The 22,036-nt window shown below is 74.1% G+C and carries 23 protein-coding genes; 16 read left to right on the top strand and 7 right to left on the bottom strand.

Annotation, left to right across the window (positions count from 1 at the left end; translation table 11 throughout):
- The first annotated feature begins 71 nt into the window (after positions 1-71).
- Positions 72-1,502, top strand: a complete 1,431-nt coding sequence (zwf, locus tag ACK8HX_RS04435) for a glucose-6-phosphate dehydrogenase (protein WP_411939454.1) — start codon at positions 72-74, stop codon at positions 1,500-1,502.
- 7 nt (positions 1,503-1,509) lie between these two features.
- On the opposite strand, the gene ACK8HX_RS04430 is transcribed toward zwf, so the two are convergent.
- Positions 1,510-2,649, bottom strand: coding sequence for a diacylglycerol/lipid kinase family protein (locus ACK8HX_RS04430; RefSeq protein WP_411939453.1), 1,140 nt, complete (start codon positions 2,647-2,649; stop codon positions 1,510-1,512).
- Positions 2,650-2,705: 56 nt separating this feature from the next.
- On the opposite strand from ACK8HX_RS04430, the gene ACK8HX_RS04425 reads away from it, so the two are divergent.
- The 12 genes from ACK8HX_RS04425 (at position 2,706) to ACK8HX_RS04370 (ending at position 14,479) form a co-directional block, all read left to right on the top strand.
- Positions 2,706-3,287 carry a DinB family protein gene (locus tag ACK8HX_RS04425; RefSeq protein ID WP_411939452.1) on the top strand — a complete coding sequence of 194 codons (582 nt, stop codon included), beginning with the start codon at positions 2,706-2,708 and terminating at the stop codon, positions 3,285-3,287.
- Positions 3,284-4,606, top strand: a complete 1,323-nt coding sequence (locus ACK8HX_RS04420) for a cation:proton antiporter domain-containing protein (RefSeq protein ID WP_411939451.1) — start codon at positions 3,284-3,286, stop codon at positions 4,604-4,606. Before ACK8HX_RS04425 ends, ACK8HX_RS04420 begins: the two co-directional genes overlap by 4 nt.
- Positions 4,607-4,792: 186 nt before the next feature.
- Positions 4,793-5,431: a LysE family translocator gene (locus tag ACK8HX_RS04415; RefSeq protein ID WP_411939450.1), complete on the top strand. Its 639-nt coding sequence runs from the start codon at positions 4,793-4,795 to the stop codon at positions 5,429-5,431.
- A 137-nt stretch (positions 5,432-5,568) separates the two neighbouring features.
- Positions 5,569-6,837: a serine--tRNA ligase gene (gene serS, locus ACK8HX_RS04410; RefSeq protein ID WP_411939449.1), complete on the top strand. Its 1,269-nt coding sequence runs from the start codon at positions 5,569-5,571 to the stop codon at positions 6,835-6,837.
- 178 nt (positions 6,838-7,015) lie between these two features.
- Complete coding sequence (locus ACK8HX_RS04405) at positions 7,016-8,068, top strand: iron-siderophore ABC transporter substrate-binding protein (protein WP_411939448.1); 1,053 nt, start codon at positions 7,016-7,018, stop codon at positions 8,066-8,068.
- Between the two features lie 95 nt (positions 8,069-8,163).
- Positions 8,164-9,147 (top strand): FecCD family ABC transporter permease, encoded by a 984-nt coding sequence (locus ACK8HX_RS04400; protein ID WP_411939447.1) that lies wholly within the window; start codon positions 8,164-8,166, stop codon positions 9,145-9,147.
- Positions 9,147-10,235: a FecCD family ABC transporter permease gene (locus ACK8HX_RS04395; RefSeq protein WP_411939446.1), complete on the top strand. Its 1,089-nt coding sequence runs from the start codon at positions 9,147-9,149 to the stop codon at positions 10,233-10,235. The genes ACK8HX_RS04400 and ACK8HX_RS04395 overlap by 1 nt, the downstream gene beginning before the upstream one ends.
- Positions 10,232-11,140, top strand: coding sequence for an ABC transporter ATP-binding protein (locus ACK8HX_RS04390; protein ID WP_411939445.1), 909 nt, complete (start codon positions 10,232-10,234; stop codon positions 11,138-11,140). Before ACK8HX_RS04395 ends, ACK8HX_RS04390 begins: the two co-directional genes overlap by 4 nt.
- Entirely contained in the window at positions 11,137-11,988 is an 852-nt protein-coding gene (locus ACK8HX_RS04385) for a siderophore-interacting protein (protein ID WP_411939444.1), read from the top strand. The genes ACK8HX_RS04390 and ACK8HX_RS04385 overlap by 4 nt, the downstream gene beginning before the upstream one ends.
- Before the next feature lie 70 nt (positions 11,989-12,058).
- Positions 12,059-12,853, top strand: coding sequence for an HAD family hydrolase (locus ACK8HX_RS04380; protein WP_411939443.1), 795 nt, complete (start codon positions 12,059-12,061; stop codon positions 12,851-12,853).
- Positions 12,854-12,915: 62 nt separating this feature from the next.
- Complete coding sequence (locus tag ACK8HX_RS04375; protein ID WP_411939442.1) at positions 12,916-13,710, top strand: DUF1206 domain-containing protein; 795 nt, start codon at positions 12,916-12,918, stop codon at positions 13,708-13,710.
- A gap of 376 nt (positions 13,711-14,086) precedes the next feature.
- Positions 14,087-14,479, top strand: coding sequence for a hypothetical protein (locus tag ACK8HX_RS04370; protein WP_411939441.1), 393 nt, complete (start codon positions 14,087-14,089; stop codon positions 14,477-14,479).
- Between the two features lie 15 nt (positions 14,480-14,494).
- Here ACK8HX_RS04370 and ACK8HX_RS04365 read toward each other — a convergent pair whose 3' ends face one another.
- Together ACK8HX_RS04365 and ACK8HX_RS04360 are read right to left on the bottom strand one after the other, a co-directional pair.
- Positions 14,495-15,226 carry a phosphatase PAP2 family protein gene (locus ACK8HX_RS04365; RefSeq protein ID WP_411939440.1) on the bottom strand — a complete coding sequence of 244 codons (732 nt, stop codon included), beginning with the start codon at positions 15,224-15,226 and terminating at the stop codon, positions 14,495-14,497.
- Positions 15,227-16,006 (bottom strand): phosphatase PAP2 family protein, encoded by a 780-nt coding sequence (locus tag ACK8HX_RS04360; protein WP_411939439.1) that lies wholly within the window; start codon positions 16,004-16,006, stop codon positions 15,227-15,229.
- 48 nt (positions 16,007-16,054) lie between these two features.
- Between ACK8HX_RS04360 and ACK8HX_RS04355 the strand changes: the two genes are divergently transcribed.
- Positions 16,055-16,861, top strand: coding sequence for a TrmH family RNA methyltransferase (locus ACK8HX_RS04355; protein ID WP_411939438.1), 807 nt, complete (start codon positions 16,055-16,057; stop codon positions 16,859-16,861).
- A 144-nt stretch (positions 16,862-17,005) separates the two neighbouring features.
- Positions 17,006-17,641, top strand: coding sequence for a VOC family protein (locus tag ACK8HX_RS04350; RefSeq protein ID WP_411939437.1), 636 nt, complete (start codon positions 17,006-17,008; stop codon positions 17,639-17,641).
- Positions 17,642-17,706: 65 nt separating this feature from the next.
- Here the strand turns inward: ACK8HX_RS04350 and ACK8HX_RS04345 are convergent, their stop codons facing one another.
- The 4 genes from ACK8HX_RS04345 to ACK8HX_RS04330 all read right to left on the bottom strand — a co-directional run bounded on the left by ACK8HX_RS04345 (position 17,707) and on the right by ACK8HX_RS04330 (position 21,333).
- Positions 17,707-20,076: a heavy metal translocating P-type ATPase gene (locus tag ACK8HX_RS04345; RefSeq protein ID WP_411939436.1), complete on the bottom strand. Its 2,370-nt coding sequence runs from the start codon at positions 20,074-20,076 to the stop codon at positions 17,707-17,709.
- 1 nt (position 20,077) lies between these two features.
- Complete coding sequence (locus ACK8HX_RS04340; protein ID WP_411939435.1) at positions 20,078-20,386, bottom strand: metal-sensitive transcriptional regulator; 309 nt, start codon at positions 20,384-20,386, stop codon at positions 20,078-20,080.
- Positions 20,387-20,429: 43 nt separating this feature from the next.
- Positions 20,430-20,834: a hypothetical protein gene (locus tag ACK8HX_RS04335; RefSeq protein ID WP_411939434.1), complete on the bottom strand. Its 405-nt coding sequence runs from the start codon at positions 20,832-20,834 to the stop codon at positions 20,430-20,432.
- Between the two features lie 64 nt (positions 20,835-20,898).
- A complete protein-coding gene (locus tag ACK8HX_RS04330) occupies positions 20,899-21,333 on the bottom strand; it encodes a MarR family winged helix-turn-helix transcriptional regulator (protein WP_411939433.1) in 435 nt (144 codons plus the stop codon).
- Positions 21,334-21,409: 76 nt separating this feature from the next.
- Here ACK8HX_RS04330 and ACK8HX_RS04325 point away from each other — a divergent pair, with 76 nt between their 5' ends.
- Positions 21,410-22,036 carry a mycothiol-dependent nitroreductase Rv2466c family protein gene (locus ACK8HX_RS04325; RefSeq protein WP_411939432.1) on the top strand — a complete coding sequence of 209 codons (627 nt, stop codon included), beginning with the start codon at positions 21,410-21,412 and terminating at the stop codon, positions 22,034-22,036.

Here is a 22,036-nt window from a genome sequence, read left to right as displayed (position 1 = left end):
CCGGGTGCATGGCGGACCACGGGAGGGACCAGGGGTGGCGGACCGGGCCCGGTCGGCGCCAAGGTTGCTCCATGACCGCACCCACGACCGTCGTGCTGTTCGGTGCCACGGGGGACCTCGCGAAGCGCAAGCTCATCCCCGGGCTGCTGCACCTCTTCCAGTCCGGCCTCGTCGACGACATGCGTGTGGTCGGGACCTCGCTCGACGAGCTGGGCCCCGACGACTTCCGCGACCTCGCCCTCACGGCCATCCGCGAGTTCTCCACGCGCGAGCTGACCGACGAGGCGTGGCGCGAGTTCGCGCAGCGGCTCGACTACGTGCCCATCGCCGCCGGCCCGCAGGCGCTGCGCGAGGCCGTCGACCGCGCCGAGAACCTCCTCCCCGGCGACGTCGACCAGCGGCTGCACTACCTCTCGGTGCCGCCGAAGGCCGCGCTGGCCGCCGTGCGCACCATCGGCGAGGCCGGCCTCGTCGAGCGCAGCCGCGTCGTCATGGAGAAGCCGTTCGGCACCGACCACGCCTCGGCCGTCGCCCTCAACGCGCACCTGCACGAGGTGTTCGACGAGGAGCAGATCTTCCGGATCGACCACTTCCTGGGGAAGGAGGCCGCGCAGAACATCCTCGCGTTCCGGTTCGCGAACGGGCTCTTCGAGCCGATCTGGCACCGGAACTCGATCTCGCACGTCCAGATCGACGTCCCCGAGACCCTCGGCCTCACCCAGCGGGCCGACTTCTACGAGACGACCGGCGCCTACCGCGACATGGTCGTCACCCACCTGTTCCAGATCCTCGCGTTCACCGCGATGGAGCCCCCGACCTCGCTCGAGCCGGCCGCCATCAGCCGCGAGAAGAACAAGGTCTTCCGGTCGATGCAGCCGATCCAGCCCGGCGACGTGGTGCGCGGCCAGTACGCCGGGTACCACGACGAGCCGGGGGTCGCCCCCGACTCCGACACCGAGACCTTCGTGGCGCTCAAGTGCTACGTCGACAACTGGCGCTGGGCCGGAGTGCCGTTCTACCTGCGCACCGGCAAGCGGATGGCCGAGGGCGCGCGCATCATCTCGATCGCGTTCCGCGAGCCACCGCAGTCGATGTTCCCGCCGGGCTCGGGTGTCGGTGACAACGGGCCCGACCACCTGACCTTCGACCTCGCCGACAAGTCGCGGATGTCGCTGTCGTTCTACGGAAAGCGCCCGGGCCCGGGGTTCCGCCTCGACAAGCTGTCGATGCAGTTCTCGATGCAGGAGACCTCGTGGGCGGGTGCCGTCCTCGAGGCCTACGAGCGGCTCATCTACGACGCCGCCCGCGGCGACCGCACCCTCTTCACGTCGGCCTCCGGCATCGAGCGGCTGTGGCAGATCAGCCAGCCGCTGCTCGACAACCCCCCGCCGGTGCGGCCCTACGCGCAGGGCACCTGGGGCCCGAACCAGATCCACCAGCTCGTGTCGCCCTTCACGTGGCGGCTGCCCTTCGAGCGGGTGTGGCGCGAGCGCAAGTTCTGAGCCGCGCCTACTCCCCGGCGGCGCCGGAGCCCGGCCGGCCACCCTCGGTGCGGACGATGAGCGCCCGCGGCTGCACCTCGACCTCGAGGTGACGCGCCTCCCCGACGATGTCGCCGTCGAGCTCGATGCGCTGCGCGTGGTCGACGTGCACCGTGGCCTTCTGGCAGGTGTACCGGTGCAGCGCCTTCGTCGTGCGGTCGCTCTTGGTGACGACCCGCCCGACGACCGACGCCCACGCGGCGATCCCGCTGGGCGCGAGGACGACGACGTCGAGCGTGCCGTCGTCGGGCTCGGCCTCGGGCATGAGGTTGATCCCACCCGTCAGCCGGCCGCAGTTGCCGACGAGGATCGTCCGCGCGCGCAGGTCGATCGTCGAGCCCTCGTCGAGGGTGAGGCGCGCCTTGAAGCGCTCGACGAGGAGGTTCTTCAGCCCGGCGGGGACGTAGGCGGTCCAGCCGATCCTGGCCTTGAGCTCCTCGGAGGTCTCGCTCATGATCGCGGCGTCGAGACCCAGGCCCGCCATGACGAGGAAGGCGTGCCGGCGGCGACCCTCGCTCGCGCCCTCGCCGACGTGCTCCTCGAGGTCGGACTCGGACGGGTCGAGCGTCATCCAGCCGACGTCGACGTGCCGGTTGCGGCCGGTGATGGCGACCTCCACCGAGCGGGCGAGGTCGTCGACGGGGACCTCGAGGTTGCGGGCGAGCAGGTTGCCGGTACCGCCGGGGAGCAGCCCCATCGGGACCCCCGAGCCGACCATCTCCTGCGCCACGGCCCGCACCGTGCCGTCGCCGCCGAACGCGCAGATGACGTCGACGCCCTCGGCGAGGGCGGAGCGGGTCTGGCCGAAGCCGACGTCGTGCTCCTCGGTCTCGAGGAAGAGCGGCTCGTCCCAGCCCTGTTCGGAGCACACGCGCGTGATCGTCGCGCGCTCGGCGCCACCGTCACCGTCGAGCTTGGTGGGGTTGACGACGACGGCGAGGCGCTTGAGCGCAGGCGCCTCGTCCTGACCGCGGCGGAAGGAGTCGCGTGACGGGCGGGTGCTCGCGTGGCGTCCGTGGGACCGCGAGGAGAGCAGCAGCGCGGCGCCGAGCCCGACGAGGACCACGGCGACGGCGATGCCGACCCAGGTCCACGTCGCTTCTGACACAAGAGAGGAAGGTACCGCACGGGGTGTGGGGTGACCTGCGCGTCTAGGGTCGGTCCATGACGCGGACACCACCTCCGGGCTCGCCGGCCTCCTCGCCGGCCGATCCGCCGCCCACCCCGCCGCCCGACGACAAGGACTGGACCTGGGTCCTCGACCGGCGGTGCCCCGACTGCGGCGCCGACGTCGGGTCGATCCCGGGGAGCGCCATCGCCCGGCGGATCGCCGTGTGGACCGACCCGTGGCAGTCGGTCCTCGCGGGCGAGGACGTGGCGGTCCGTCCGACCCCGACGACGTGGTCGCCGCTCGAGTACGCGTGCCACGTCCGCGACGTGTGCCGCCTGTTCGACGAGCGACTGCGGCTCATGCTCACGCAGGACGCGCCCCGCTTCGCGAACTGGGACCAGGACGAGACCGCCCTGGCCGAGCGCTACCACGAGCAGGACCCGACCGCCGTCATGCGCGAGCTCGCCGTCGCGGCGGCCGGGTGGGCGGCCTCCTACCGCGACGTGCCCGACGACGCCTGGGAGCGCCCGGGCCTGCGGTCCGACGGCTCACACTTCACGGTGCTCACCCTCGGCCGGTACGGGCTGCACGACCTGGGCCACCACCTCCACGACGTCGGGGTCGACATCCCGTGAGTCCCGAGCTGGTGTACCTCCTCCTCGGCGGTTCACTGCTCCTCGCCGCGGTGCTCCCACAGGCGCTGCACCGCTGGGCCCTGTCGGCGCCCATCGTCCTCGTCGCGACGGGCATGGTCGTCGGCGCGCTCCCGCTGACCGACGGCGTCGTCGTCGACCCCGTCGCGATGCGGCCCGTCGTGGAGCACGTCACGGAGGTCACCGTGCTCGTGGCGCTCATGGGCGTCGGACTGGCGATCGACCGGCGGCTGCGGTGGCGGGACCGGGCCTCCTGGCGGTCGTGGTCGCCCACGTGGCGGCTGCTCGCCATCGGGATGCCGCTGACCGCCGGCGGGGTGGCCCTGCTGGCGTGGGGACCCCTCGGCGTCGCCCTCCCCGCCGCCGTGCTGCTGGGTGCCGCGCTCGCCCCCACCGACCCGGTGCTCGCGTCGGACGTCCAGGTCGGCGGGCCGACGCTCGAGGGCGAGGAGGAGGAGATCGACGAGGAGGACGAGGTCCGGTTCGCCCTCACGAGCGAGGCCGGCCTCAACGACGGGCTCGCCTTCCCCTTCGTCCACCTCGCCCTGTTCCTCGCGTCGGCCGGGGCGGTCGGCACGTGGCTGCCGCGGTGGCTCGCGTGGGAGGGCGTGGGCAAGGTGGTCGTGGGGGTGGCCGTCGGCGTCGGGGCCGGGTGGGCGCTGGCGCGGCTCGCGTTCCGTGCGCCGGCGAAGTCGCTGCGCCTCGCCGAGGTCGGCGAGCCCCTCCTCGCCCTGTCCGCGCTCCTCCTCGCCTACGGGGCCGCCGAGCTCGTCGGCGGCTACGGCTTCCTCGCCGTCTTCACGTGCGCGCTCACGGTCCGGTCGGTCGAGCGCGACCACGACTACCACCGGCACATGCACGAGGTCGTCCACCGGCTCGAGACGCTCCTCACCCTCGTCGTGCTCCTCGGCCTGGGCTTCGCCATCACCAACGGGCTCCTCGCTCACCTGGACTGGCGCGGTGTCGTGGTGGCGCTGGCGCTCGTCCTCGTCATCCGGCCGCTCGCGGGGTACCTGTCCTTCCTCGGCCACGGCGCCCGGGTCGGCGACGGCGCCGAGGGGGTCCCCGGTCTCGACGCGCAGGAGCGTCTCGCCGTCGCGTTCTTCGGGGTGCGCGGGGTCGGGTCGATCTACTACGTCGCCTACGCCGCGGGACACGCGACCTTCCCCGAGGAACGGTGGCTCTGGTCGACGGTGGGGTTCGCCGTCGCGCTGTCGGTCGTCCTCCACGGGGTGCTCGCGACCCCGGTGATGCGGCGGCTGGACGTCCGGCGCGAGCCGGAGGGCACCCGCCGGTCCTGAGGGGACGCCGACCGCCGACCGCCGAGTGCCGAGTGCCGAGTGCCACCGAACCTTCGTGGTGCCGCCCGATATCGGGGGCCGGAACGGAGGTTCGGTGCCCGTCGGCCGTGGACCGGCCGGACCTCGGTCGCTCCACGGGCTGGAAACCCGGTGCACCGGGCGCGGCGAGGGTCCCACACTGAGGACGTGCCGTCCTCCTCGACCCTTGTCGCGTTCGCGCTCGCGTCGGCGCTCATCATCGCGGTCCCGGGTCCGAGCGTGCTGTTCACCATCGGCCGGGCCCTGTCGGCCGGGCGCCGTGAGGCGCTGCTCACGGTCGTCGGCAACGCGTTCGGCATCCTCACCCAGATCTGCGCGCTCGCCGTCGGGCTGGGCCCGCTCATCGCCGCGAGCGCGACGGCCTACACCGCGCTCAAGCTCGTCGGCGCGGGCTACCTCGTCTGGCTCGGCGTCCAGGCGATCCGCGACCGCCGCCGGCTCGCGGAGGCGTTCGCGTCCGGCATCCCGACCCGTGTCGCCGCGGTCCACGCGGTACGCGCCGGCTACGTCGTCGGTGTGACGAACCCGAAGTCGCTCGTCTTCTTCGCGGCACTGCTGCCGCAGTTCGTCGACCCGGGGGAGCCGGTCGCCCTCCAGCTGCTCGTCCTCGGCGGGATCTTCACCGTGCTCGCCGTCCTCGGCGACGGGTCGGTGGCCCTGGCGGCCAGCCGCGCCCGGGACTGGTTCGCCTCCTCACCGAGCCGGATGGAGCGGGTCGGCGGCGTCGGCGGCTTGATGATGGTCGGCCTCGGCACCACCCTCGTCGCCACCGGCCGCCCCGACTGAGGTCGAGTGGCCACGACACGCTGACGGCCCGGCCGGACCATCAGCGTGTCGTGGCCCCTCGACCGGCCGCTCCGGGGCGCGCCCCGGCCGGACGCCGCGGTGGAGGGCCCCACGCGGCGCGCCGATAAACTCGCCCGGTGATCGACATCAAGCTGCTCCGCGACGACCCCGACCTCGTCCGCGCCAGCCAGCGGGCCCGGGGTGAGGACGAGGGCGTCGTCGACGCCATCCGCGAGGCCGACGAGCGCCGCCGCTCCTCCCTCACCGCCTTCGAGCGCCTGCGCGCCGAGCAGAAGTCGATGGGCAAGGACGTCGCGAAGGCGCAGGGCGAGGAGAAGCAGGCCCTGCTCGCGCGCACCAAGGAGCTCTCCGGCGAGGTCAAGGCCGCCCAGGCACAGGCCGACGAGGCCCAGGCCGAGCTCGACCGCCTGCTGCGCACCATCGGGAACGTCGTCGAGCCCGAGGTCCCGGCCGGTGGCGAGGACGACTACGTCGTCGTCGAGACGCTCGGTACCCCGCGGGACTTCGCGGCGGAGGGCTTCGAGCCGCAGGACCACCTCGCGCTCGCCGAGGGACTCGACGCGATCGACATGGAGCGGGGGGCGAAGGTCGCCGGCTCGCGGTTCTACTTCCTCAAGGGCGCCGGCGCGCGCCTGGAGATGGGGCTGCTCGCCGCCGCGATGCACAAGGCCATCGCGCACGGGTTCGTCCCGCTCATCACCCCGACGCTCGTCAAGACCGAGGTGATGGCGGGCGCGGGCTTCCTCGACCACCACGCCGACGAGGTCTACCGCCTCGAGCTCGACGACCTCTACCTCACCGGCACCTCGGAGGTCGCCCTCGCCGGGTACCACGCCGACGAGGTCATCGACCTGTCGAAGGGCCCGATCCGCTACGCAGGGCAGTCCACCTGCTACCGGCGCGAGGCCGGCTCGTACGGCAAGGACACCCGCGGCATCATCCGCGTGCACCAGTTCAACAAGATCGAGATGTTCGTCTACTGCCGCCCGGAGGACGCCGCTGCCGAGCACGAGCGCCTCCTCGCGCTCGAGCAGGAGATGCTCGCGGTGATCGAGGTGCCCTACCGGATCATCGACACGGCCGCGGGCGACCTCGGCGGCCCGGCCGCGCGCAAGTACGACTGCGAGGCGTGGGTCCCCACCCAGGGCCGCTACCGAGAGCTCACCTCGACCTCGAACTGCACGACCTTCCAGGCCCGCCGCCTCAACACCCGGTTCAGGGGTGAGGGCGGCAACGAGGTCGCGGCCACCCTCAACGGCACGCTCGCCACGACGCGCTGGATCGTCGCGATCCTCGAGAACCACCAGCGGGCCGACGGCTCGGTCGTCGTGCCCGAGGGCCTGCGGCCGTTCGTCGGCCTCGACGTGCTCGAGCCCACCCGCTGATCCCGCCGTGTGCGCGGACCGACCTCTCGGTCGGATCCCGCACGGGCGCAGGCGATTCCGCAGAGGGCGTCCTCCGCGACTCTCAGTCGCCGGGGGTGGTTTGACGGGACCGGCGGGCGTCTGAGTAAGGTAAGGCTTACCTAACCAAGCCTTGCCTACCTGCCCGGAGGTCCCCAGGATGCCGTCCCGCCGTCACGTGTTCGCCGCCGCCCCCGCGGCCGCGCTCCTCGCCCTCGCCGCGTGCTCGACCGGCCCGTCCGGCGGCACGGCCTCTGGGTCGGGCACCGGGTCCTCCGCCGCCGCGGCCGCCTTCCCCGTCACCATCACCCACGCGCACGGCTCGACCACCATCGAGAAGGCCCCGACCCGCGTGGCGACGATCGGCTGGGCGGACGCCGACACCGTCACCGCGCTCGGCATCACCCCGGTCGGCGCCCCCAAGATCACCTGGGGCGGCAACGCCAAGGGCTCGACCGACTGGTTCGACGCCCAGCTCGCGAAGATCGGCGGCTCGGACGCCGACGTCGCCCGCTACGACGACTCGGCCGGCATCCCCTTCGACGCCATCGCCGCGACGAGCCCCGACCTCATCCTCGGCCTCAGCTCGGGCGTCTCGAAGGAGGACTACGACAAGCTCTCGAAGATCGCGCCCGTCGTGGCCTACACGACCGCCCCGTGGGGCACGCCGTGGCAGGAGCAGGTGAGCGTCATCGGCAAGGCGCTCGGCAAGGACGCCGAGGCCGCACGACTCGTCGCCGCGACCGAGAGGTCCATCAGCGACGCGAAGGCCGCCCACCCCGAGATCGCCGGCAAGACGGCGGCCTGGGCGTGGTTCACGCCGACCGACCTGTCGACCATCGGCCTCTACTCCAGCGCCGACCTGCGCCCGCAGATGCTCCGCGAGTTCGGCCTCGTCGACAGCCCGACCGTCGTCGAGCTGAGCAAGGCCGACCCGACGGCCTTCTCGGTCAACCTCTCGGCCGAGAAGGCGTCCACCCTCGACGCCGACCTCGTCGTGTTCTACGCCGACGAGGCCACGACCGCCGAGTCGATCACCGGCAACGCGCTCCTCGGCCAGATCCCTGCGCTGAGGAAGAAGCAGTACGTCGCGAGCGCCGACAACGCCGTGGCCCTGTCGATGTCGCTGCCGAGCCCGCTCTCGGTGCGGACCGCGGTCGAGGAGTTCCTCCCCAAGATCGCCTCGGCGCTCGAGGGCACGCCCGCGTCGTGACGACCACCATGACCCCACCGCGCGTGCGGACGTGGCCGCCCCAGCGACCGCGTCCGCACTCGCGGCCGGGGGGTGGGGCAGCGGGGCGCGGCCGGGTGCCCCTCGCCCCGGCCGTCGGTGGGGCGGTCATCGTCGTCGTGGGGGCAGTCGCCGCGTCGCTCCTCCTCGGCGTGCAGGACCTCGCACCCGGAGCCGTCGTGGACGCCCTCCTCGGGCGCCCCGTCGCCGCGGAGACCGCGGCCGTCGTCGCCTCCCGGGTCGACCGCACCGCCATCGGGCTCGTCGTCGGCGCGGCGGTCGCGCTCAGCGGGGTCGTGCTGCAGGGGCTGACCCGCAACCCCGTCGCCGAGCCCGGCATCCTCGGCCTGAACTCCGGGGCGGCCCTCGCCGTCGTCCTCGGCATCCGCGTCCTCGGGATCTCCTCGGTCACCGGGTACGTCGTCGCCGCACTCGTCGGCACCGTCGTCGTCGCCGTGCTCGTGCAGTCGCTGACGATGATGGCGCCGCGCAGCAGCGCCCCGGTGTCGATGGCGCTGGCCGGCGCGGCGGTCATGGCGCTCGCGCAGGGCGCCATCGGGGCCGTGCTCGTCACCGACCGCGGCGCCCTGGACAGCTTCCGGTTCTGGCAGGTCGGATCGGTCGCCGGGCGCGACGCCGGCCAGGTGCTCGACGTCGCGCCGTTCCTCGTCGTCGGGGCCCTCCTCGCCCTCACGGCCGGGCCCACCCTCGACGCGGTCGCCCTCGGCGACGACCTCGCCCGCGGCCTCGGCCAGCACGTCGTCCTCCACCGCGGCCTCGCCGCGGCCGGCGCGGTGCTGCTCGCGGCGTCCGCCACCGCCCTCGCCGGACCCATCGCGTTCGTCGGGCTCGTCGTCCCCCACCTCGTGCGGGCCGTCGTCGGGGTCGACCACCGCCGGGTCCTCGTCGTCTCCGCGGTCCTCGGACCCGCGTTCGTCGTCCTCGCCGACGTCGTGGGCCGGATGGTGTCGCGCCCCTCCGAGGTCCAGGCGGGCATCGTCTGCGCGGTGCTCGGCGCGCCGGTCCTCGTCGCCGTGGTCCGCCGCGTCAGGGGGCTGTGATGACGGCCCTCGCCACCCGACCCGGGCCCCCCGCGGGCCCACCGACCCAGCCGGGCACCGGCTCGACCGCCGACGCCCTCGCCGCCGCCCGCAGGGGGCCGCGCCGCCGGCGGGCCGTCGTCGTCACGGCCCTCACCGTCCTCGTCGTCGGGCTGGTCCTCGTGCGGGCCCTCCTCGGGGACTACCGCGTCTCGCTCCTCGACGCGATCCGCATCCTCGGGGGCGAGCCCATCCCCGGGGCGAGCTTCGTGCTCATGGAGTCGACCCTGCCGCGCGCCGTCGTGGCCGTGCTCGCCGGCGCGGCCTTCGGCGCTGCGGGCGGGGCCCTCCAGGTCCTCCTCCGCAACCCGCTGGCCAGCCCCGACGTCCTCGGGCTGACCCTGGGCGCGAGCGCGGCCGCGGTCGTCGCGGTCGTCCTCGGGGGGCTGAGCGGCACCCCGGTGACCCTGGCCGCCCTCGGCGGTGCGCTGCTCGTGGCGGCCCTCGTCCTCAGCCAGGCCGGGGGCCGCGGAGGGGCGACGGGCCGGATGGTGCTCGTCGGCGTCGCCCTCGCGGCGGGGCTCTCGGCGGTCATCCACTGGGTCCTCGTGCGCGCGAGCATCTACCAGGCCCAGGACGCCCTCGTCTGGCTCAGCGGCAGCCTCAACTCGGTGACGTGGACCGACATCGCACGGCTCCTCGTCCTCGACGCCGTCCTGCTGCCCCTGCTCCTCGCGCTCGCCGGGCGCCTCCCCGTCCTCGGCCTCGGCGACGACCTCGCGGCAGGCCTCGGGGTGCGCGTGGGCCCGCTGCGGGTCGGCGTCACCGCGCTCGTCGTCGGGCTCGTCGCCTCGGCCACCGCGATCGTCGGCCCGGTCGCCTTCGTCGGCTTCCTCAGCGGGCCGATCGCCCGCCGGCTCGTCCCGGGCCGGCCGGCCGTCGGCGTGGCCGCGCTCGTCGGGGCGGTCGTCGTCCTCGCCGCCGACCACGCCGCCGCCACCGCGATCCCCGGGACGGCGCTGCCGGTCGGGGTCGTGACGGGCCTGCTCGGCGCCCCCGTCCTGCTCTGGATGCTCCGCTCCCGTTCCACCGCCCAGGAGGGCCGATGACCGTGACCGACCCCGCCGCCGTCCGCCTCTCGCCCCACCCCTCCGCCCCGCCCTCGGCGAACGTGGGTGAAGATCGTCGGCCCACCGACGGTCGCCACCCACGTTCCCGGGGGGGCGTCCCGGCGCGGCTGCGCGCGGAGGACGTCCGCCTCGCCTACGACGACCTGGTGGTCGTCGACGGGGTGACGCTCGCGGTTCCGACCGGCCGCACGACCGTCGTCGTCGGCCCGAACGGCTGCGGCAAGTCGACCCTGCTCCGCGGGCTCGGACGGCTGCTCCGGCCGCGCGGCGGCTCGGTGCTCCTCGACGGCGACGAGATGGGGTCGGTGCCGACGCGCGAGGTCGCCCGGCGGCTCGGCCTGCTCCCGCAGCAACCGATCGTCCCCGAGGGCGTCAGCGTCCTCGAGCTCGTCGAGCGGGGCCGCCATCCGCACCACGGCCTGTTCCGCACGTGGGGGCGGGCCGACGAGGAGGCCGTGGCGGCCGCGTTGGAGCGCACCGACCTCGTCCACCTCGCGGGCGTCCCGGTCGACAGCCTGAGCGGCGGTCAGCGGCAACGCGTCTGGCTCGCCATGGTGCTCGCCCAGTCGACCCCCGTGCTGCTCCTCGACGAGCCGACGTCCTTCCTCGACATCGCCCACCAGCTCGACGTCCTCGACCTCGTCCGCGGCCTGTGCGACGACCAGGGCACCACGGTCGTCATGGTCCTCCACGACCTCGCGATGGCGGCCCGCTACGCCGACCACCTCGTCGCCATGCGCGACGGCCGGATCGTCGCCGAGGGCACCCCCGCGGAGGTCGTCACCCCCGAGGTCATCGAGGCCGTCTTCGGTGTCGGTGCCCACGTCCTCACCGATCCCGAGACCGGCACACCGGTCGTCATCCCCCGCCGGAGGCCGCAGTGAAGGTCGTGGAGAAGGTCCACGTCAAGGTGGCGCGACTGCAGTCCCGCCTGACGACGGCGTCGCCGGTGCCGCGCGCGGACCAGCCGCAGTTCGCGATGACGGTCGCGGCGGTCACCGACCTCGGCGGGGGCATGCGGCGGGTCACGTTCGAGGCGCCCGAGCTCGCGGTGTTCGAGACCTGCGGCCCGGACGAGTACTTCGGGCTGCTGATGCCGGCGCGCGGTCGCCCGCTCGCCCTGCCCGACCCCGGGATGCTCAACGTCCGCGCCGCCGTCGCCGACCTTCCCGAGGAGGACCGGCCCGACCTGCGCTGGTACACGATCCGCGCACACGACCCGGCAGCCGCCCGGATCGAGGTCGACATCGTCACCCACGGGGACTGCGGCCCCGGGTCCGCGTGGGCCGGCCGGGCGCGCCCCGGGGACCGCGCCGGGTTCCGGGCGAGCGGCGCCCTCTACCGGGGCGGCGACCTCGCGGGGCGCCAGGTGCTCGTGGCCGACGAGACGGCCGTGCCGTCCGTGGCCGCCATCCTCGAGTCGCTGGGCGGACCCGGGGCGGCCGCGGCACGCGGGGTCGAGGTGCACGTCGAGGTCGGCGACCCCGCCGTCCTGGCGGCGTACGACCTCGGCGCCGCCCACGTGCACGTGCGGCGCGGCATCCCGGGGAGCGCCGTCGTGCCCGCCCTCGACCGGCACCTCGCGCGCGGCGGCGAGTCGGTCGCCTACGCGTGGGCGTGCGGCGAGTCCGACCTGGCAGCCGGCGCGCGCCGGACCCTCGTGCGGCACGGCGTCGACCGTCGCAGGATCTACTTCTGCGGGTACTGGAAGCTCGGCCAGGCGCGCGGCTGACCCGGCTGTCCCCCCGTTCGGGGCCGGACGTTCGCCCCCGCGTCACCAGGCGCGGGTAGCGTCCCCGGTGATGACACCTCCACACCTGGTCTGCCTCGACATCGACGGCACGACCGTCAACCACGAGGGCGCGCTGTCCGAGGCCGTCCGCACGGCCGTGCGCCGGGTCGCCGACGCCGGCCACCACGTGACGATCGCCACCGGCCGCGCCATCATCGGCACCCTCCCGGTGCTCGACCGCCTCGGCCTCACCACCGGGTTCGCCGTCTGCGCCAACGGCGCCGTCACGGTGCGCCTCGACCCCTCCCTCGACGACGGGTACGAGGTCGTCGAGGCCGTGACCTTCGACCCCGCGCCCGCGCTCCGCCTCCTGCGCGAGGAGTTCCCCTCGGCGCTGGTGGCCGTGGAGGAGCTCGGGGTCGGGTTCAAGGTGTCGGCGCCCTTTCCCGACGGGGAGCTCGACGGAACCCCCCGGGTCGTCCCGTTCGACGAGCTGACGGCCACGCCGGTCACCCGCCTGACGATCCGCGACCCCGAGAGCACGAGCGAGGAGTTCCTCGAGCGGACCGAGCGGATCGGCCTCCACGGGGTCGAGTACGCCGTCGGCTGGAGCGCCTGGCTGGACATCAACCCCGAGGGCGTCTCCAAGGCCGCGGCCCTCGAGGGCGTGCGCCGCCGGATCGGTGTCGAGCCGATGCACACCCTCGCCGTCGGCGACCAGCGCAACGACCTCGAGATGCTCCGCTGGGCGGCCCGGGGCGTCGCGATGGGCAACGCCCCCGACGAGGTCAAGGCCGCCGCCGACGAGGTCACCGGGCACGTCGACGACGACGGGCTCGTGGCCGTCCTCGAGTCGCTGCCCTGAGCCGCCCGATGTCGGCGTCCGCAGGTGGTCGGGGGATCGGCGCAGGTGAGAGGGTGTCCGTCATGAACACCTCCGACGTCTCCTCCGCCGCCGCTCGCGCCGGCGACCACCCCGTCGTCGAGTGGGGCGCCCGCCTCGGCTACGTCGCCGTGGGGCTGGTCCACCTCGTCATCGCCTGGATCGCGGTCAAGGTTGCCTGGGACATCGGCGGTGGCTCCAAGAGCGCCGACACCTCCGGCGCCCTCGACACCATCGCCCGGTCCGGCACCGGCCCGGTCCTGTTGTGGATCTGCGTCGCGGGCTTCGTCCTCCTCGCCGTCTGGCAGGTGAGCGAGGCGGCACTCGGCCACGGCGAGACCTCCGACCGACTCAAGGCCGGCGCCAAGGCGGTCGCGTACCTGTTCTTCGCCTGGACCACCTTCAAGGTCGTCAGCCAGGGGTCGAGCGGCTCGGGCGAGCAGCAGGCCGACGACTTCACGGCCGGCCTCATGGGGTCGCCGATGGGCCGCCTCCTCGTGGGCGTCGTGGGTCTCGTCGTCCTCGGGATCGCGGTCTACCACGTCATCAAGGGCTGGCGGCGCACGTTCCTGAGGGACCTGCGCGAGCACCCCGGGCAGTGGGCCGTCCACGCCGGCCGGACGGGTTACATCGCCAAGGGCGCCGCCCTCGTCGTCGTGGGCGTCTTCTTCCTCGTCGCGGCGGTGCAGGCCGACCCCGACAAGGCGCAGGGTCTCGACGGCGCGCTCAGGACGTTCAAGGACGCACCGTTCGGGCCGTTCCTGCTCACCCTCGTCGCCGCGGGCATCGCCGCGTACGGCGTCTACTCGTTCGCGCGGGCCCGCTACGCCCGGGTCTGAGGGAGGGTCCGTCCCGGCGGCGGTCCGTCGCCGACGAGCTCGTCGGGCGCGCGCATCCGCCACGCGTCGGTGACGAGCTCGGCGAGCCGCGCGACGTCGACCTGCTCCAGGCGGAGGAGGACGAGCGGCGCCGACTCGTCGCCGGGCGCCGTGGAGAACAGGTCGCGCCGACGAAGAGCACGGCGACGTCGGTGCGGATGCGGCGGGGCTGCCCGGGGAGCCGTTGCGGGCCCTCGACCCCGGAGGACGTGCTGAGAGGTCCGTGAGGCGGGGGGCCGGATGGCCCGACCGGGCCATTGTCGACCCTCCCGGGCCGCGAGAAGGGTGGTGGTGGACGTCGCGGCAGGGGCCGCGCGATCGGCGGAAGGAGAACGTCATGGTCAGGTTCGGGTCCGCAGTCGCAGCGGCTGCCCTCGGGGTGGGAGCCGCCCTCGCCCCCGCTGCCGCCACCGCCGCGCCCTCCTCGCCGTTCGCGGGCACGTGGGAGTCGACCGACACCGACGGCAGCCACCAGACGCTGCGGGTCAGCGGTTCGGGGCAGGGCGCGCTCGCCCTCGTCTACCTCGACGAGGAGGCCAGCCTGTGCGGCGGCGCCCCGGCCAGGTTCGGCGGGGCGGGACTCGCGGACGGGGACTACCTCGCGGGCCGGGTGCTCGTCGTGTGCACTCCCGGTGGCAACGCCCTGGGCCAGATCGGCGTCGAGTACTGGTACGACGGCGGCACGGACCAGCTCGTGGACGGCTTCGGCATCACGTGGGACCGCACCTGACCGGGCCGCCGGACCCTACGTGCGGCTGCGCACGACCTCGCCCGCCCGGTTCGCGGCGCCCTTGCCGCGACCCCGGCGCAGGTAGACCCACGCGAGCAGGGCGCAGACGACACCGTTGAGGATGCCGACCACGATGTCGGTGACGTGGTGCGCGCCGCGGTACAGGCGCGCGTACGAGACGCTGAGTGGCGCGATGACGCACAGCGCGATGACGACGCGGCGCAGCCACGGGTTCTCGATCCGCGTGGCCATGAGCGCGAACGCGGTGTACAGCGCGGTCGACGCGCCGACGTGGCCGCTGGGAAAGCTCGAGGTCGGGGGCGTGGGGTCGAGGCGCTCGACGTTGGGGCGGTCCCGGCCGACGACGTGCGCGGCGGCGACGAAGATGCTCGCCTGCAGCGAGATGGCGATGCCCGGGATCACCGCGTACCACCACCGCTTCGTGCGCCACCAGATGAGCGCGACGGCCAGGAGGCACACGCCGATGACGTACTCGGTGTTGCCGATGCTGGACATGAACAGCGTCACGGTCTCGCCCGTGGGGGTGCGGCCGTCCTGGAGGGCGCGGTTGACCTCGTTCTCGCGGTCGGCGAACTGCCAGAAGGGGCCGGTGAGGAGGAACCCGATCCCGACGATGACGGCGAACAAGACGACACCGGGCAGCAGCGCGCGCACCGCCAGCTGCTTGAGGGCGTCGGTGAACGAGGGCCGGGACTCGTCGTCCCAGCGGGAGAGGAAGTCGGACATTCAGCGCTCCGGGGTGGTCGGGGTGGTCGCGGTGGCCGAGGGGATCGAGGGTGGTGACGCAGCGGCGGTGCCGTCGACGTCGGGGTCGTGGGCCTCGGTGGGGTGAGGAGGGTTCCAGCCCGAGTAGCCGGCGTACGAGGCGAGGGCGAGACCGGCCCCCGTGACGAGGCCGACGGTGACGTCGCTGGGGAAGTGCACACCGAGGAAGACCCGGTCGAGCGCCGTGAGGACCGGGACGACGACGGCGAACGCGGCGGCGGCGGCCCGTGCCGCGGGGGAGCGCAGCAGCGGCCACACGAGGATGACGACGAGCGTGGCCCAGGCCGCGGCGTTGAGGGCGTGGCCCGAGGGGAAGGAGTAGCCGGGCGCCTCGGACACGGGGTCCTCGACGATCGGCCGGGAGCGCTGCACGACGAGCTTGGCGACGAGGCCGAGGTTCCAGGCGATCATCATCGTGCCGAAGCACCACCACGCCCGGGTCCGCAGCCCGTGGCGCAGCCACACCCACAGGCACAGGAGGGTCCCGACCACGTAGAGGCGCCAGGGCTGGGTGACCTCCTGCCACACGATGAGCGCCTCGCGCAGGCGGGGTCGCTCACGGGTGACCGAGGTGGTCCTGTCGATGATGTCGTCGTCGAGCGACTGCAGCGGGTCCCACTGGCTGCGGACGAGGTAGCCGACCCCGAAGAGGACGACCGCGAGGATCCCGGCGTACACCCCCGCCCGCAGGAGGCGGCGGGCACGCGTGTGCTGCCTCGTCGGCACGTCGTCGCTGACCATCGGGCCTTTCTACCGCACGCGCAGGGCCCGTGGGATGCTGGCTCCCCCATGCCCGAGCTCGTCGTGACGTCCGCGTCCAACCCCCGCCTCAGGTCCGTCCTCGCGCTGCGCCGCCGGCGGGCCCGCGAGGCCGAGGGGCGGACGGTCGTCGAGGGCTACGAGGAGCTGGGGCTCGCCCTCGACGCCGGCGTCGTCCCCGAGTCGGTGCTCCACTGCCCCGAGCTCATGCTCGACCCGGACCGGCAGTCCGGGCTCGTCGCGCGGGCCCGCGACCTCGGCGCGAGCACGCTGCGCCTGAGCCGGGCCGCCTTCGAGAAGGTCGCCTACCGCGAGGGTCCCGACGGCTTCCTCGCGGTCGTCCCCGTGGCGGGTGTCGCGCTGGCCGACCTCGACCTGCCGGCCGACCCGCTCGTCCTGGTCTGCGAGGGCATCGAGAAGCCCGGGAACCTCGGGGCGATGCTGCGCACGGCGGACGCCGCCGGGGTCGCGGCGGTCGTCGCGGCCGACCCGCTCACCGACTGGGGCAACCCCAACGTCGTGCGCTCCAGCAAGGGCACCGTGTTCTCGGTGCCCGTGGCGTCCGCACCCCTCGAGGACGTGCTGACCTGGTTGCGCGACAACGGGATCCGCCTCGTGGCGACGACGCCGGACACCGACGACCTCCACACCTCGGTCGACTACCGCGGCGCGGTCGCCATCGCCGTCGGCACCGAGAAGGAGGGGCTCACGCGGCGGGCGCTCGGCGCCGCCGACGTCCGCGTGCGGATCCCGATGACGGGCACCGTGAACTCCCTCAACGCCGCCACGGCCGCGGCCGTCGTCGTCTACGAGGCGGTCCGCCAGCGGAGCGGCTGACCCTCCCGGCCGCCTCTTCGAGGCGCCGGTGACGGGTGTGACGGACAGGGTCCGTGGGCCGGTCGGGAGCCTGCCGACCGGGTCGGTACCGGGCATCCGGGGTCGTGTCAAGAGCACCCCCCGGCGTGTGCGACGATGATCGACATGCGAGTTGACCACGTCGTCTATGCGGCAGAGCACGACGGCCTCAAGGCCACGGCTCGGCGCCTCGCGGAGCAGATCGGCGTCGAGCCGGTCGATGGGGGAGTCCACCCGCGCTTCGGGACGCGCAACATCATCCTTCCGCTCGCGCACGAGCGGTACGTCGAGGTCGTCGAGGTGCTCGACCACCCCGCGAGCGACAAGGCCCCGTTCGGCCAGGTCGTCCGGGCGCGGTCCGAGGCCGGCGGCGGCTGGCTCGGCTGGGTCGTCCAGGTCGACGACATCAGCGAGCAGGAGCAGCGCCTCGGCCGTGAGTCCGTCCTCGGCAACCGGCACCGCCCCGACGGGGTCGAGCTGCGCTGGCGCCAGCTGGGGGTCAAGGGCCTCCAGGCCGACCCGCAGCTGCCGTTCTTCATCCAGTGGGAGGAGGGCGTGCCGCACCCCTCCCACGACGCGAACACCGACGTGACGATCGAGACCCTCCAGATCGCGGGCGACCCCGAGCGGGTCCGCGACTGGCTGGGCCTGCCCGCCGACGACACGTCCTCGGTCATCGACTTCACCTTCGTCTCCCCGCACGGCACGCCGGGGCTGATGTCCGTGACCTTCGAGACGCCGCGCGGCGAGGTCACCATCTGACAGGCGCCCGTCCGTGACGAGGGCCCCGGCCACCCGGCCGGGGCCCTCGTGCGTCGGGGGCCGGATCAGCCCCGGCCCGTGGGCCTCCAGCTCCGCAGCCGCAGGCTGTTCGTCACGACGAGCACGCTCGACAGCGCCATCGCCGCCCCCGCGATCATCGGGTCGAGCAGGCCGGCGACCGCGAGCGGGATCGCGGCGACGTTGTAGCCGAACGCCCACGCGAGGTTCTGCTTGATGGTCCGCAGCGTCGCGCGCGAGAGCTGGATCGCGTCGACGACCGCGGGAAGCTCGGCCCGCAGCAGGACGATGTCGGCCGAGTCCGCGGCGACGTCGGTGCCCGTGCCCATGGCGATCCCGAGGTCGGCCTGGGCGAGCGCGGCGGCGTCGTTGACGCCGTCGCCGACCATCGCGACGACCTTCCCGCGCTTCTGGAGGTCGGCGATGACGGCGTGCTTCTCCTCGGGCCGCACGTCCGCGACGACCCGTCCCACGGGGATGCCGACGTCGCGCGCCACGGTGAGCGCGGCCTGGTCGTGGTCGCCGGTGAGGAGGTAGGCGGGCAGTCCCGCGGCCGACAGGTCGCGGATCGCGCGCTGCGAGCTGCGGCGCACGGTGTCGGCGACGGTGAGCGAGGCGTGCGCGACGCCGTCCCAGCCGACCCACACCGTGGTGCCGTCGACGGTCGGCCGGCTCAGCTCGTGGGGGACCTCGTCGAGCAGGTCGGCCCGGCCGACGGTGACGACGGTGCCCTTGATGGTGGCGCGGGCGCCGGCGCCGGGGAGCGACTCGAACCCGGTCGACGGCGGCAGGGCCAGCGCCCGGCTGCGGGCCGCCTCCACGACGGCCCGGGCGACCGGGTGCTCGCTGCCGGCCTCGACCGCCGCGGCGGCGCGCAGGGCCTGGTCCTTGGGGAGGCGGCCGGCGGTCGCGACGTCGACGAGCGTCATCTCACCGGTCGTCACCGTCCCCGTCTTGTCGAGGACGACGGTGTCGATCCGGCGGGTGTCCTCGAGGACGTCGGCACCCTTGATGAGGATGCCGAGCCGGGCGCCGCGGCCGGTGCCCACGAGCAGCGCCGTCGGCGTTGCGAGGCCGAGCGCGCAGGGGCAGGCGATGACGAGGACGGCGATGGCCACCTCGAGGGCACGGGCCGGGTCGCCGGTCGCGACCCACCAGCCGGCGAACGTCAGCGCGGCGATGGCGAGGACGATCGGGACGAAGACGGCCGACACCCGGTCGGCGAGCCGCTGGATCGGGGCCTTGGTCGTCTGGGCCCGCTCGACGAGGCGGGCGATGCCGGCGAGCGTGGTGTCGGAGCCGACCCGCGTCGCCTCGACCGCCAGGCGCCCCGTCGTGTTGATGCTGCCGCCGACGAGCTCGTCACCGGGCCCGACGTCGACGGGCAGCGACTCGCCCGTGACGAGGGAGGAGTCGACCGCGCTCGTCCCCTCGAGCACGCGCCCGTCGGTCGCGACCTTCTCACCGGGGCGCACGAGGAAGCGGTCGCCGACCGCCAGCTCGTCGACGGGGATGCGGACCTCGGTCGTCGCGCGGGTCGTGGGGTCGACCCGCTCCACGGCGACGTCCTTGGCGGCCAGGCTCATCAGCCCCCGCAGGGCGTCGCGGCTTCGGTCGGTGGCCCGGGCCTCCATCCACCGCCCCACGAGGAGGAAGGTCGTGATGACGGCCGCCGTCTCGAACCAGATGTGGCTCGTCGGCCGGCCCTCCATCGCCATGCCGGTGCCGGCGCGGCCCAGGAGGACGACGACGGTGGAGGACAGGTAGGCCGCGAGGACGCCCATCGAGACGAGCGTGTCCATCGTCGAGGCGCCGTGGCGCGCGTTGAGGGCCGCGGCGCGGTGGAACGGCCAGGCCGCCCAGAGGACGACCGGTGTGGCGAGGACGAGCTGCACCCACGGGCTCGCCGGGAACTCCAGGCCGGGCACCATCGCGAGGACGAGGACCGGCACGGTGAGGACCCCGGCCACCATCGCCCGGCGCTTGAGGTCGTCCTGCGGCGCGACGGCGTGGTCGAGGTGGTCCTCGTGCGCCGAACCGGAATCGTCCAATACGTCGATCTCGGTACCCGCGGCCGTACGGGATTCGTCCGAGACGTCGATCTCGGGACGGGTGCTGGGTGCGGAGACGTCGGTGACGGCGAGGGTGCGGACCGGGCGGCGGGGGGCCGCCCCGCGCCCGGCGACCTCGGCGCCGTAGCCGGTGGCGCGAACGGTGCTGAGGAGGTCCTCGACGGTCACCGGGTCGGCGTAGCGGACGGTGGCCTTCTCGGTGGCGAGGTTGACGACGGCGTCGACGCCCTCGAGCCGGCCCAGCTTCTTCTCGATGCGGGCCGAGCAGGAGGCGCACGTCATCCCGGTGATGGCGAGGTCGACCTCGTGGACCTCGGCGGTGGGGCGGTCGGTGGTCTGGGTCATCTCAGCTCCTCACGAGGCGCGCGATGGCGGCGCTGGCCTCGGCGATCTTCGCGGCCGCGGCGTCGTCGGACTCGCGGGCGGCATCGACGACGCAGTGCGCGACGTGCTCCTCGAGCAGGCCGAGGCTGACGGCCTGGAGGGCGCGGGTCACCGCGCTCACCTGGGTGAGGACGTCGATGCAGTAGGCGTCCTCGTCGACCATCCGGGCGATCCCGCGGACCTGGCCCTCGATGCGGCGCAGCCGCTTGAGGTGGTCCGCCTTGTGCTCGGCGTACCCGGGAGGGGTCATCGTGTGCTCGTCCACGGCCATGGGAACAGGATACCCCTCTGGGGTATTTCCGGTACGTCCGGGGTCAGCCGAGGTGCTCCTTGACGAGCTTCCTCGGGGCTCGGCTCGCCCAGGCGTCGGCGACGATCTCCGCGAGCTCGACGTACTCGAGCTGCGGGAGGTCGCGCTCGCGGACGAGGACGTAGTCGTACCCGTCGAAGTGCGGGGTCGTGAACCACGGCGGCCCGCTCTGGAGGATGGCCTCCTTGTCGTCGGCGCCCGGGACGACCACCGCGATGACGTCCGCGAGCCGCTCGCCGGTCTCCGGGTCGACGGCGTCCTTGCGGGGGCCGCGCCAGAAGAGGAACCCCTTGCCCCTGACGGCGTAGGCGGGGTGCTCGGGGGTCCCGTCGTTGGTCACCTCGGGCAGCGCCATCGCGAGGGCGTCGACGTCGTCGCGCGAGAGCGGGGCGGGGTCAGGGGCGGGCACCCCTCCACCGTCCCACACTCCTCGACCGGCCGGGAGCCGGCCGCCGGGGGCGCGGCGCGTGGCGTCAGAGGTAGGGGTCGGTGATCTCGCGCAGGGCGGTGAGCGACTCCCTCAGCTGGGCCATGCGCTCCTCGCCGAGGTGGGCCTGCCACTCGTCCTCGATCCGCTGCTCCTCGGCGCGGGCCAGGGGGATCGCCGCGGTCGCCCGGGGGGTCATCCGCACGAGGCGGGCGCGCCCGTCGGCGGGGTCGGGCACCCGCTCGACGTACCCCGCGCGCTCGAGCCGGTCGACGAGGGCGGTGGCGGTCTGCTTGGCGACCTGGGCGCGGGCGGCGAGGACGCTGAGGCGGGTGCCCTCCGGGTCGACGCCCGCGAGGAGCCGTCCCTGCGCGATGGTCACGTCGTCGTAGCCCTCGGCCTGGAGCGCCTCGAAGATGCGGATCGACGCGGCCCGCGCGGCGATCCCCATGAGGAGGCTGGTCGGCAGCTCCCGCTCCATCGCACCCCTTGTCAGTAGTCCTATAGACGAACTATATTGGTTCGCCATTGGGACTATCCTAGCCCGAGGAGGAGCCATGACGGACGACCTCGAGACCGTCGACCTCTGGTTCGACCCCGTCTGCCCCTACTCGTGGACCGCGTCGCGGTGGCTGCACGAGGTGGCGGGCCGCCGTCCGCTCACGGTCCGGTACCACGTCATGAGCCTCTACCTCGCCAACGAGGGGAGGGCCGACGTGGCGCCGGCCTACCGCCGGTCGGTGGACGACAGCCGGGGACCGTCCCGGGTCTTCGCGGCTGCGGCCACCCGGTTCGGCGAGCAGGTGCTCGAGGAGCTCTACACCGCCTTCGGCGAGCTCGTCTTCGACGTCTGGCGCCGCCCCACGGCGCAGGAGTACCGCGAGGTGCTGCACCTGGCGCTCCCGCGGGTCGGGCTGCCGGTCGAGCTCGCCGACGCGATGGAGTCGGACGCCCACGACGAGGAGATGCGGGCGAGCCACGACGCCGGGATGGCCCTCGTGGGCGGTGACGTCGGGACGCCGATCACGAGCATCGGCGGCACGGCCTTCTTCGGCCCGGTGCTCAACGCCATCCCCCGCGGCGAGGAGGCGCTGGACGTCTTCGAGGCGGCCCGGCGCCTGGCCCGCCACCCCGAGTTCTTCGAGCTCAAGCGGACGCGGGTGCGCCCCCCCGTCTTCACCTGA

Origin of the sequence: Oryzobacter faecalis (assembly GCF_046764005.1) — a bacterium.
Classification (GTDB): domain Bacteria; phylum Actinomycetota; class Actinomycetes; order Actinomycetales; family Dermatophilaceae; genus Oryzobacter; species Oryzobacter faecalis.
The sequence above is the reverse complement of the archived record's forward strand: the minus strand, read 5'-3'. Positions and strand labels throughout refer to the sequence as shown.